At 59.7% G+C, this 12,285-nt stretch carries 6 protein-coding genes; 2 read left to right on the forward strand and 4 right to left on the reverse strand.

Annotated elements, in window-relative coordinates; translation table 11 throughout:
- Positions 1 to 3 precede the first annotated feature (3 nt).
- From HPA01S_RS14145 to HPA01S_RS14160, 4 genes are read right to left on the reverse strand one after another with little or no spacing between them, the layout of a single operon-like run.
- Positions 4 to 3,609, reverse strand: a complete 3,606-nt coding sequence (locus HPA01S_RS14145) for an ATP-binding protein (protein ID WP_066271159.1) — start codon at positions 3,607 to 3,609, stop codon at positions 4 to 6.
- On the reverse strand, positions 3,606 to 4,361 hold the full coding sequence (locus HPA01S_RS14150; RefSeq protein WP_066271162.1) for a DUF4194 domain-containing protein: 756 nt from the start codon (positions 4,359 to 4,361) through the stop codon (positions 3,606 to 3,608). Before HPA01S_RS14150 ends, HPA01S_RS14145 begins: the two co-directional genes overlap by 4 nt.
- Positions 4,345 to 5,811, reverse strand: coding sequence for a DUF3375 domain-containing protein (locus HPA01S_RS14155; RefSeq protein WP_066271164.1), 1,467 nt, complete (start codon positions 5,809 to 5,811; stop codon positions 4,345 to 4,347). The genes HPA01S_RS14150 and HPA01S_RS14155 overlap by 17 nt, the downstream gene beginning before the upstream one ends.
- Complete coding sequence (locus HPA01S_RS14160) at positions 5,808 to 10,349, reverse strand: PDDEXK-like endonuclease domain-containing protein (protein WP_218005351.1); 4,542 nt, start codon at positions 10,347 to 10,349, stop codon at positions 5,808 to 5,810. The genes HPA01S_RS14155 and HPA01S_RS14160 overlap by 4 nt, the downstream gene beginning before the upstream one ends.
- A gap of 415 nt (positions 10,350 to 10,764) precedes the next feature.
- On the opposite strand from HPA01S_RS14160, the gene HPA01S_RS14165 reads away from it, so the two are divergent.
- Positions 10,765 to 11,262 (forward strand): hypothetical protein, encoded by a 498-nt coding sequence (locus tag HPA01S_RS14165; RefSeq protein WP_066271170.1) that lies wholly within the window; start codon positions 10,765 to 10,767, stop codon positions 11,260 to 11,262.
- Positions 11,263 to 11,264: 2 nt separating this feature from the next.
- Entirely contained in the window at positions 11,265 to 11,921 is a 657-nt protein-coding gene (locus HPA01S_RS14170) for a DUF6988 family protein (RefSeq protein WP_066271173.1), read from the forward strand.
- The last annotated feature ends 364 nt before the right edge of the window (positions 11,922 to 12,285 follow it).

The following is a 12,285-nucleotide window of genomic DNA, read 5'->3' on the forward strand; positions in this document are numbered from 1 at the left end:
CGCTCAAGCTTCGTTCGCCACCGCACGCATATCGGCAGTGAACGCCAGACCTCCGCGTGCGGTGTCGTACTGGACCTGTGAGAACCGCGAGCTCTTGCCGTCCACGATGTGGATGACGGAAGCCCCTCCAATGAATGGCTCCAGCGTCATCACCGAGCGCATCGGAGTGGCCACCACCATCTGGAACCCGAAAGTCTTGAAGATGGTCATGGCTGCGGCCGTAAAGTCGGCGTCTGCCTTGTCGAAGGCCTCATCCAGCACCACAGTGGCGTACGAGGGCACCGCACGGTCCTGCCCGCCCAGCTGATATCGCAGGGCAGCGGCCAAGCACGCCGCCGCGAGCTTCTGGCGTTGACCGCCGGACTTGCCAGCGCCGCTGTGATAGACCTCTCGCTCAAGTCCATCTTGGTCCAGTTCGCGGACACGGAAGTCCACGTGCAGGCGTACATCTAGCACCAGAGCGCGCCACTTTACGTCTACGGACTCCTGGCTAGAAAGGCGCTTGACCATGGCGCTCAGGGCGCCGAAGCGGCGCTCAGCGGCCGCCTTGTCTTGCGTGAACGCCTGTGACAGCGCATCACGCAGCTGCAAACGAAACGCCTTGACGTCTTCCAGCGTGCGGTCGTTTGGCTCGATGACCAAGTGCGTGCCTGGGTTGTAGTGCGCCGACTTCAAGCTCTTATTGACTTGGTCCAACCGGTCGTAAATTTGCTTGCGTTCGAGGTCCAGACGCTGCTGCAGCGTGGCCAGGTTCTGGTTGCTCTGCTGCTGCAGCAGTTGCATGAATCGGTCCTCGAAACGTGGCAGCCCATCTGTTTCCAGTCGCTCAAGCTTGGCGATGAAGTCCGGCGCACTCTCCAGTTTGGCGTCCAGGCCACCAGACTGCGACGGCCAATCCCGGGAGTAATCCAGAAAAACGCGTTCGATGGCTGCTTGGAGGGTTGAGGCCGTCGTCTTGAGTGCATCACGGTCAGTGGCGATACTGCGAGAGGCCAAGTGCAACACACTGTCCAGCGACTCTAGGGTCACTTCTTTGCCAACGCGAGACACCCTTGCGTCAATAGCGTCGCGCAGCTCCGCAGTCAGAACGCGAGGCACCGTCAGCTTTTCGAGCCGGTCTTGGAACTTGACCAGGCGCTCAAGCGCCAAGCGTTCCTCGCCCTCAGCCTTCTGGCGCTTGGTCACCGCATCCTCGTAGTGCCTTTCCTGGCTGGCCAGTCGAGCCTGCAGCTGTTCCAGGTCCGGGTTTCGGTCGACCTCCAACTGACGCTGCTTCTGCAGTTCGGCGATGTGCCCGAGCAGCCCCCCGATGTCCATTTCCTCCCACGCGGTATTTGCGATGGTGAGGGCGTGGCCGCGTAGCTCCTGCAAGCGCCTGCGCTCCCCCGTCAGCTGGTTGAGCTGAGATTGCAGTTTCGCCAAGTCCTCCCCCACCCCTTTCGCCTCCTCGACGAAGGCCTGGCGCTTGGCAACGTTGTCCAGCCCCATGACCCATTCGCGACGGTTGTTCAGGTTCGTGCGGTCGTCTTTTTCATGACGGGTAGCGCTGTGCTTAACCTGACCCGTCTTGGTGACAGCGCGCGTGCTACTTCGAAACTGGGCCATGTCTTGGGCACACTCGTAGTCGAAGTGCTGGCGCAGTTGCTGGCGCATCCAGTCCTGATGTGTGCCGCGAGCCAGCTCGACCTTGCGCACCAGGGAGTCCTCGTTCAAGGTGCGCCGGTCCGTTTCTGAAGACGAGGCCATCATGGCTCGGTGGTAGATGACGCGCATGCCCGTATTCAGGTCATTGAGCGTGCGGCTGAAATCCGCATAGAGGTCCTGCGAGACCACGATGGACAGCGAAAACCCCCGAAGGACACGTTCGATGGCGCCGGACCATTCCGCCCCTTCCGGCCGCACCTGCATCAACTCGCCGGCAAAGGGCAGGTCCGGTGGTTCCACGCCCAAAGCCGTGGCCAGGACGGCCCGCACCCTCAAGTAGGGTCCCGGGATGTTGGAAGGCTGGCGCTCCATAGAGTCGATTTCGGCTCGCAATTCGCTCAAGCGCGTACTTAGCCGTTCGTGCTCAGCTTTGACGGGGTCCCGTCGCTTCTCGAGCTCGTCGTCTTGAGACGTCCCGCTCAAGAGGACGCGCGCATCGCCCTGCGTTTTCAGGAATGTCTGTGGGGTGTCAGGCGTGGGCCACTCCAGGGCATGGCAGGCCCCATGCACCAGGGCCTGCTTCGCCAGTCGAGTCTGGCGCTGACCCTCGGCCTCCTTGATACGGCTGTCCAGGCCTTGCAGCAGTACGCCGCCGGCGCCCTGGACCTTGGTGATGTATTGGTCGCGAACGGTCTTCTCGTGATGCTCCTTGCCCTTTGCCTCCCCAATCGCAATCTGCGCGTGGCTAATCTCAAGCTTGGTGGTCTCGATTTCCGTGGTGAGGAGCGAGCTGCGCCGCTCTTCACGGTAGCTGTCCAAATGGTCATCGACGGCTTGGAGCGCCGAAATCTCGGCGACGACCTGCGCGCGCACCGCGAAGTTCTCGCGCGCGGGCGCCAGCGCCTCAATCTGCTTGCGGGCAGCGACCACTTCCGAGTGAGCCGCGTTGAGGTCCTGGAAGTCGTGCACCAGGCGCCCAGCCACCTCAAAGGTTTCGGGCTCATCCAGCATGAAGTCGCGCAGGAATACGTTGAGCTCACCCAGGTCCTTGGTCGACTGCGTTTTGTGCAGCAAGCGCAGCGCGCGGTCGCTCTCTATGCCCAGCAGCCTGCAAAAGCGCTCTTGGTATGCCTTGAACTCCTCGCGGATGAACGCTTCCGGGAACGCCAATTTGAGCTTCTTCAAATCGAAGTCCGTGTCGGCGAAGGGTTCCTTGAACTCGGTCACGTCGAACTCGCGTTCGAAAACAAAGTACTGATGGCGCAGGTCCCGGGTTGCGGTGCCCGGCCCGCGAATCCACATGAGCATGACGATAGAGACCGAGGCGCCCAGGGAATTTCGGTATGTGGCTGCCAGGGCGCTCCAAGTGGTGCCTTTGCGCAGGAACTGTTGAACAGCCTCCCTCTCTTCATTGCTCTGGCGCGCCCAGGCGCCGCGCACATATGTGACCAAGTTGCGGTCGGAGCGACCACGGTCCGCCTCCCGAGCAGCTGCGTTGAACGCTCTGATATTCGAGGGCGTCGTCAGCGCAGCCAGCCCATCGAGCATGGTGCTCTTGCCTGAGCCAGAGCTGCCCACAAACAGGTAGCCCTCATGCGCGATAGGAAAGTCGGCTACCCCCTGGAACGTGCCCCAGTTGAAGGCCTGGAGGCGACGCAAGCGGAACTGCGCCTGCACATCAGGGTCCTGGGCATCAAGAAACGACGCTTGGGCCGCGAGTAAGGCGCGAGGGAGTGTCGCCGGCGTCGTGGGCGCGCGCGCATCCACGGCCGGAGCTGCATCCGTCTCTACGCTCATAGGGAAGGGGCCCACCCATTCACCCTGCGGCGCCTCCGCATCTGCCTTGGTTGGCGAGGAATCCGGGGCGACTGTGTCCTTCAGCAGGAAGGCCGGTACGCCGCCAGAGTAAAAAAGCCCTTCGGTCGCCGTCTGGTCAACAGCACTCGCATTTTCAGGTGCGCTCACGGCTGGCCTCCATCATCTTCGTCATCTTCGTCGTCACCGGCAGCGTTGTCGGCGCCCTCCCCGGTGCCTGGCGCGTTCGGCTGCCCCGCTGCCACAGCGTAGGCCTTGGTGAGCTGCTCGATTTCCTCGGCAGGAAAGAGCAGCTTAAGCGCAGGCGAGACCTCAAACCGCTCGTCCGTGTTGGCCAGCTTACGTACGAGGCCCAGTTTCTTGGCTTTCTCCACCGCCGAGTCGCACTGCTTGGAGAACCGAGATTGGTCTACGTTGTCGCTGCGCTCGAACGTCTTCAGGTACTCCAGCATTTCTCGAAGGTCCAACGCGGCGCGTTCACCCTGAGCCTCAGCCTGAGTAAGGCGAAGACGCAAGAAGAGCAGTAAGGCCGTCTCGATGAAAGAGAGTGTGTTCCGACGCAGCAAGATGGGGATGTCGACGTCCTCTCGCGACACCTGGCGCAAGAACGCGACCTGCTGGTCGCGGTCCAGCACAAGCTCAAGGTAGAGCTCATGGAGGCGGCTACGCAGCACAGATTCGTCGCGCAAGACCACTTCCCAGGCCTTGAAGTGGCGCCGGCCATCAACAAGTGGGCCAGTAAGTAGCTGCACGAGTACCCGTCGCGTATCGGGTGGCAGAACACCACAGTCTCCATCGAAGGTCTGCTGGCGCGTGGCCTGAAGCGCCAAAAGTGATGCGTCATGCGAATCGCTCGTCGAGCGAGCGTCGTCCACGTCAAGATTCTCAGAGTTTGAATTCATGGGCCCTTTCCCGGCGGAAGAACACAGTGGGGGCGTCCGCACGCCGGCGCATGTCGTCGGTCCCGGTCCATTCAATAGAACACCGTTGGTTGTCAAAAACCTGGCCATGCTTGGCTGCCAATGAGAGATAGCCCACCACGCTTCCAAGCCCTTGTCCGGCGTCAAACCGCTCGAGCAACTCGGCCAGACTCACCACCTCCTTCTCTTCCAGGAGCGTCAGGATGTTGTGCTTGAGGATGCGGGAGTCGATTTCGGAGCGGAGCACCATCTCAGAGAGGGCGTCAGCTGAAAGTTCGCCCTCGGGAACCTTCTCCATGGTGGTGTCCGACATGCGCAGGTCTGGGTCCAACAAGCCCCACTGGGCCACCGAGGCTACGCGGGCTCCGGTGGAGGTGAGCGTAAAGCCTATGTTGGCATTGGTGCGGAGCTGGTCCTTGACCTGGACGGCGCTGCGCTGCGCCACCCCGAGCAGCTGATGCAGGCGGCGGTTCTCCATGAACTCACGACTCTGGACAAAGTGCTTGAGGCCACGTGCAAAGCTTTGCTGTACTTCATGCACGGTCGAGCCTTCCTTGAGCAGCAGAGTGGTGAGGTTGCGCAGCAGGCGACGCTCTACATCGCTCAGGCTCTTGGCGAAAGTGCGCGAGTTCAGCGTATCCACCGCGTCATCAAGGATGGCCGATTGCTCGTAGTCATTGAGTAGCCGCCAGAAGGCCTGGAACGTACGCCCGGCGTCGCTCTCGCCGATGATGTCCACACCACTGAAAAGCTTTTCCAGCACATGACCGCGACTTCCCTCGTGGTCAATGAGGGTTGCTCGCAAGTCGCGGTTCAGGCGCTCGAATTCGTCGCGCACTTGGCGGAAGTCCGAGACAAGCTCCTCCGCCAAGAAGATGATGTCGCGAGCGCGCTCCAGCGCGCGGTCATCAGCCAGGGTGGTGATTTGCCCGTTGTTGACGCGTTCGATTTCGCGGTCAATGCGGTCGCGCTGCTCCATCAGCGACTCCAGGCGGCTCCTTCGGTCACCGTCGGTTTCTTCGGCAAGTCGCTGGAGCTGATTGATGACGGTGGCCAGACGGCTTTCTGTCGCGCTGCGGCGTGGCTGGGTTGAGCCGACAATGAAGCGCACGGCGTTGGCCGCATCAGTCGTGAGGCTGAGCTCTTCCTCAGGTGCGCCTTGCGCCAAGCGGCGCGACAACCACCCCTGGTCAATCCACTCCCGTACATAGCCGGCAGCGGCATTGGGAAGCTCGTACCCATGCGCGCGAAGCGTCTCAATGTCTCGTGTCAGCCTCTCTTCCAGGGTGGACGCTGAGAGCACCTTCTCCTCCTGAAGCAACACGTTGTCCAACAGTGCCGCAATGACGGGCGCACGGTCGGCGGCGAGCAATTTCCACATGGGTTGCTCGCGAAAGCTGCGCAGCGTGGCCGCGCTGCGCACGATGCTCATGGCCTCGCTTCTCCCGAGACGGACTCGTTTGCCATATTCGCCGCTGCGACGGCGTCAGCGAGCGCGTCACCTCCGCCATGAGCTTCCCGGTGCGCATCTGCTGGGGTCCAGGTGCGCGCCTCCACCAGAGAGGGAATTTTCTCCAGCGCGCCGAGGGGCTCGATGCCCATGTTGTGCAGACGCACGAGAAGCTCCTCAAGCACTTCATCCTTGCGCAGCGACCATGTAGAAGCAAAACAGCGCCAGAATGTCCAGCCCGCACGCTCCAGCACTCGCTGTCGATTCATGTCCGCGGCCCAGCGGTCAGGCCCGTGAAACTCATCACCGTCACACTCCAGCGCGAGCCGCATGTCGTGCGCACCCTCGACCACGAAGTCAATGAAGAAGGAGCCGGCCTTGACCTGTGGAATCACCCGGTAGCCGCGATTGAATAGCTCCGTGTATACGTCACGCTCAAAGCCAGACTCGCACATGTCTATGAGGCTCTTTCCATCGTCAACTGTGCCGCCCTTGGGCTTGGAGTAGTAACCAAGCAATCCTGCGCGCAAGTCGGCCTGAGAAAGGTCCTTCATCTGTACGGACCGAACTAGGTACATCCTGTCGCGCGCCCTGCTGGCGGCGACGTTGAAGCGCTGCTCAAACATATTGCCGGACAATGCCTTGCAACTGCTGGGGTCCACCACCATAGAGAGGAACATGATGTCGCGTTCACTTCCTTGGAATGTCCGTGCATCACCGCATTTGAAATGCCGACGCAGGAGTTCTGCTGCATCGCAGTTGCTGCGCACCAAGGTATCAATGTTCTTGGCTTGCTCTGAGCCTAGTAGAGAGACTACGCCGAGAGTGCGGCCGGCGAGGTTGGGGTCGGCAAGGATGGCTTTGATTTCGGCAAGGACGGCACTGGCCTCATCGGCGTTTTGGTCTTTCTTGCCTCGGTACCCTGTGGGCACATAAATATCCACAAGGGGAGGGTCAATACGCTCGGACTCTCGTGGGATGCGCAGCGGTTGCATCGAGTCGTTGTAGAACCGATTGCTGTACGCAATGATGGCTGGCACGCACCGGAAATGCTCTCGCAGCATCACCTTGTTGGCCGCAAAAACCGTGGACGCCATGTCGTAGAGAGACTTCTCCGGCGTGAGGCTCGCTGCATGCGGTTGCCCCGCAAGAAATCTATTGGCCAACTCCTGGATACGGGCTGCAGAAATGAATCCCCCATCGGGCGAAACCTGCTTGTCGTCACCCACGACCAGTATTTGCTTGCCACGCAGAACTGCCGGCAGGGCCCAGATGTCGGACTGACTGGCCTCGTCCACGATGACCAAGTCAAAGCTGCCCAAGGTCGCAGGCAAGGTTTCCGACACCTTGGCATGGCTCATCACCCAGCAAGGCACGGCCCCTTGTGCGTCATGCATGGCTTTTTGAGCATCTCGGCGATACCGGCTTGCATTGGGTCCGGTACCCTGGCCAATTTTTCGCACCGCAGTTCGGTACGCCTCCAGCGCCGACAACGTCTTCGGTGAAGCACCGGCCTTGGTCTCACGCCACGCGGACTTGGAGACCATGTTTTCATAGAGACGCGCCAGTCCGCGCTCAAGGTCATTTCTCCTGGAGGCCATGGCCAGCAGTTCATCTCTGGCCTCAATGCTGTCCAGGTGCGTTTTCAGCCTCGCCCAGGTCCATGCCTGGCGCCACGTCGTTGGAAGAACACTGTCCTCACCCGAAACCGGCAGCGGGGACGTCCTCACTCGAGCAGCCAACAGGGCGGCGCCCGCCTTCTCCATGGCTTCGGCGCCAGCGTTGAGTGTCTGAAAATCGTGTGCCATCGCCTCGATTCGACGGACCTCGCCGACCAGCTCAGCATAAGAGGCTACTGCTCGTTCCGTTGGCACCGCATTGTTGCCCAGCTGCACACTGACGAACCCACGCAGTTGGTCTGAAACCGAACCTGCGGCACCTGCGAGTTTTTCCTGCAACGTCGCCAGCAACACAGTTGCCTCCGCCAGCTCGGCCCGCGTCAGATGACTGCGCAGGTGCTCCCTGACCTTGTGCAAGTCTGCGGAGGTGCCGCGCAACTCCTTCATGGGAGGCTTGGCAAAGACACGCTCGGCAAGAGCTGGAAGGTGGCTGTCGTGATTGGTTGCGAGCAAGTGTGCTTTGCGCGCATAGGTGGTCACCAGTTCGATTTCCCTCAAGGCCTGCACGCTCGCCTTGACAGTGGGGACTGACAACAAGTCGGCAAACTGGTTCCAGCGCACGCTGAAGGAGCGCACCCTGTCGTGCAAATGCAGGTACTTCTGCACGTGCTTCCAGTCCTCCTCGCTTTTAGGAGCCAGTCCAGCAACACGAACCGCAGCAATGTGCTCTTTCGCTTCTCCAGCACCGATAGCAAGCATTCCAAATGCCTTGCCCGTCTCGGCCGCACGCTTGACGGCCTCGATGAACTTCTCGCCACCCAGTGCCGCTTCTGGCAAGTCCACCGGCACCTTGAGGAACACGGCGCGTGCGCGAATCAGCTCATCTATTTCAGCGAACAGCGCCTCAAGCGCCTCGCGCTCACTGACGAAGTCGGTCTGACGGCACTTGCGCCGCAGCTCAGCCGTCCACACATGCCCCGTTTCTTCCAGCTCATGGGCTAGCTGGGCAGCGGCCTCCACACCGGGCAGCATCTTGTGTGCGTCCGCAAGCACCTCAACAGAGGAGGCGCGCAAAGCCAGCAATCCACCGCTGGCCTCCGCAGCTTCGATTTCACGCATGCTGACAAGCACGTCGTGCAGCCGGCCAACATCAGCGGCAGCCGGGAGTCCGGCGCTGGAGGGAATGCGCACCGTGGCGTATTGCAGGTCCTGCCCGACCCGGCGCCGAGCCTCCCGAACACCCGCCATTTCACTGTCGGTCAAAGGCGGGCTGTGCTCAGGCGCCAGCGAAAGAACATCATCGAACCACCCATGGCGCTCTGCCCCGGATACCACCAGCTGGGCCATCTTCTGCGCACGCAGCTCCACGCCGTCGACGCTGATGCTGGAGAGCTGAGCCATTGCGATGTCGTCGACGCGTCGGTCGATTTGCGCCAACTCCACATGCGCCTGGTCGATACCAGCAAGACACTGCTCAATCTCTGTTCGCACCACGTCCAGATTGAGCTGGGACAGGTTGTGCGTGATGGCTTCGATGGAGTTCTGGAACTGGCGCATGCCCTCCCTGTCCCCCGAGAGAAGTGCCACCGTCAGAGGCCTGACTGCCTCCGGAATCTTGGACTGCAACACCTCCAGGGCTTGCTCCCCTTTGGAGGTCACGAGAACCTTGCGCCCGGTAGCCAGGTAGTGACACACGATGTTGGCGATGGTGTGTGTCTTGCCTGTACCAGGAGGACCTTGCACGGCGACACCATCTGAGCGTTGCAGCTGCTCAATGATGGTGACCTGCTCGTGGTTATAGGGCAGGGGAAAGAAGAGCTCCAATGGCTTGCCTGTGCCGCCACCACCTCCACCAGACAACCCGCGAAAGCGTACGGGCTCATGGTTGATTTTTTCGTCGGAGGGTGGGGTTACGAAGGCTGCGGCACCTGCCGGTAGTACGGCGCCGTCCGTAATGCGGTTCTTCAGGCGCTGAATGTCTTCATGCAGGTAGTTGTGCGCCCGCGGCCGCGACAGCATTACCCAAGCATCGGTAACCAACAGGTCTTCCGAAGGCGTTGGTGGCACGCGCTGCCCGTTGAGGTAGCGACCTCTTTCGTGCAGATTGCCAGCCACCATCTTGAGGAGGTGCTCAAAGCTGCCGGGGTCGAAAGGGGTCGGCGTGCGGTCACCGGCTTGGGTCAACGCGTGTTTGGCCGTCTTTTCCACATCGGGCGCGCTCATCAATTGGCATGCCGAGAACGCGTCGAATTCAAAGCGCGGCTCTACGCCACGCGGACGTACCGTGATGGCCAAGCTGGCCTCGTCCACGTTGAGCTCCATGGCCTGGGTGAGTAAGGGGTACTGGTAGTCAATGCTCCCCGCTTCGTCCCTCAGCCTCCAAGCGGAAATGCCCATTCCCCAGACCAGTTCCTGCGGCTTGGCCGTTTCTTCGGACTCCAGCTGTTGCTTGAGGGAAAACAACTCCCCATAGAGGTCAATGGACTGTCTTCTCGGCTTCTCCCCGGCCGACCAGGCTTGCCAAAGCAATGTGTATTGCGCCAGCGCCTTGCCCACGGTGCTCCGAAAGACGGCAGCCTCTTGCTGAGCCTGCTCCGGTGGTTTTCCCGAGGCATTGACCGCGAGCTTGTGCTCGATTGCTCTTTCGTCCAGCACAGGCGGTGCCGAAGTGGGAGACGTAGACGCCGAAATCAGGCCGCGAAACGCCTCGGACAGTGGAGGCGGGGGGAGAGCCTCGAGTCGTTCCACGCGCATCCAGATGTGGTCACCTTCAACCTTGATGTCAAAGTCGACGCCGGGGAGGCCCGAGAGCTGGTCCATGGTCTTGAGAAGACCACGCGATGCCGCGAGCGTGAAGCCGCGAGGGTCTACGACTTTAGATTGCTCCAGGACGTAGTCCAAGAGACCATGCATGAGATTAGAGGCTGCGTCCAATGTTTTTATCTCCCTCGGTTCTGAATGTCGGATGACAAAGGAACGGCGGAAAATGGAAATAGGAGTGCGCAGTACCCGTTGTCTTGAGTCATTGAACCATGGCAGCGCCGTTCTCCTCAAGAACACAAACTGCTTCAGTTGCTCAGAAGATTTGGAATACGGCTTGACGTGACCTACTTCACGCATCAACGCTGGTTGAGCGCGTCAACAATCTCATCGTGGACGGCACCCACGCCATTCGCCTATGTTGTCGGTCTAGCCCCAAACACGGCAGAGAAAACCATTTAAGACATTTTCTAAAGTAGTTCGGCGAGAGCCTGCGGTCTAAAACGACCCCTTCGCTACATGTGGTCCAACCATCAACCTAGGAAACGGACCCAGTATGTCAAAGGAATTCTTGGAAACTTGCGCAAGCGAGCCCCTGTACCTTGAGGAGAGCGTCGATTCGCAATGGGGCTGCACCATGCATGAAAGCATGGGCATGCACAACGAAGCAACGCGGCCCACAGCATTCATCAGCCAGATTTGCCATGACACCGGCAAAGTGACGTCGTACGACTCCAAAGACTTGCAGGAGCAGCTCAGGCAGTTCCGTTTGGCCCGCGAGTTCTCAACCACTACGGTAACTTCCCGACACCAGCGGCCGCTGGTTCCAATGAAATGGGGTGTTGTAGAAGTCGACGACGAACTTCACGGTCGGGACGGCGAATGGCTGGGAGTCAACGATATCAGCCCAGACCAGAGAGTAGTGACACTTCAGTGCTTCGAGAGTGGCAAAGTATTCACGAGAGCCGCAAGCGCCTTGCGAGATGACATTCGAGGGAATCGCCTCAAGGTGCACCGGTATTGGCCAGATGCACCTCCAGAATTCGAAGACTAATCGTGAAGCACATCACCCCTGACAAGTTGGAACATACGCTGGCCCGCAGCCTCGCTCTACATGAAGCTGTGCAGGAGCTCACCGAGTGCTTCGAGCCGTACCCCGAACTGCACTTCGAACTCGCGTTTCAATCGGCACTTCTGTCGATGGAACATGCCACGGCAGCACTGGTTCTGGTGCAAAACGATATGGAGGCCTCGGGCATGGCGCTGCTGAGGCCTCAGTTCGAGAGCCTGGTGCGGGCTTTCTGGTTGATGTACGCGGCTTCCGAGACACAGGTCGAGAAACTGTCGATGCCGCTCACCATAGAGACCGCACGCAGGGGCGATGACCTTCCCATGCTGAGTGAGATGCTCAAGCGCCTAGACGGAGTTCCCGAAGCACCAGCTCACATCGTGACTCAGCTCCAGGAATACAAAGAAGTCACGTGGAAAGCCCTAAACAGTTTTACCCACGGCGGCATCCACCCCTTGTCGAAGTTCGTCACCGGCTATCCGCCCAAGCTGGTTTTCGACACCCTTTGCAACTCAAATGGCATCTTCATGATGGCGGCTCAGCTTCTCTGCATCACGACCGGTATTCCCGAGCATCAACTCCATTGGCGAGAGCTAGTTGACAAGTTTGCCGACTGCTTTCATCCGACAAATAAGCCAGTTTAGATTTTAGAAAAATAGCCATCTAAAATGGCGTCTGCTATTTCATCTAAAATTAAGAAAATCAATCCGGTTTATTTCGTAAATTCAAAAATACAAATTCTCGATTGATTTGAATTGCAATAACTTCCGCCTCCCGATGCAATTTGTGCAGACTGGAGGTTGGAATGAGAAAATTCGACGGACGGTGCCGGCGGCGGTCACGCACCCTGTTTATCGGCTGTTTTCGAGATAGCAAGTGCACACCTCTGGCTAAGCGAAGTCGAAAGACAGCCGTATCCAAGGTTCAAAGGCGTTGGGTGCGAACGCCTTTTTATCCTTCAAATCTCGGGATTCTGATACGGCGTCATTTTTGTCGCCTGCTCATCAT

Source organism: Hydrogenophaga palleronii NBRC 102513 (assembly GCF_001571225.1).
GTDB classification, from domain to species: Bacteria; Pseudomonadota; Gammaproteobacteria; order Burkholderiales; family Burkholderiaceae_C; genus Hydrogenophaga; species Hydrogenophaga palleronii.

Excerpts from the sequence above, each read along its gene's own strand:
- HPA01S_RS14150 (WP_066271162.1), bottom strand. The coding sequence starts at position 4,361 with ATGAATTCAAACTCTGAGAATCTTGACGTGGACGACGCTCGCTCGACG.
- HPA01S_RS14155 (WP_066271164.1), bottom strand. The coding sequence starts at position 5,811 with ATGAGCATCGTGCGCAGCGCGGCCACGCTGCGCAGCTTTCGCGAGCAA.
- HPA01S_RS14165 (WP_066271170.1), top strand. The coding sequence starts at position 10,765 with ATGTCAAAGGAATTCTTGGAAACTTGCGCAAGCGAGCCCCTGTACCTT.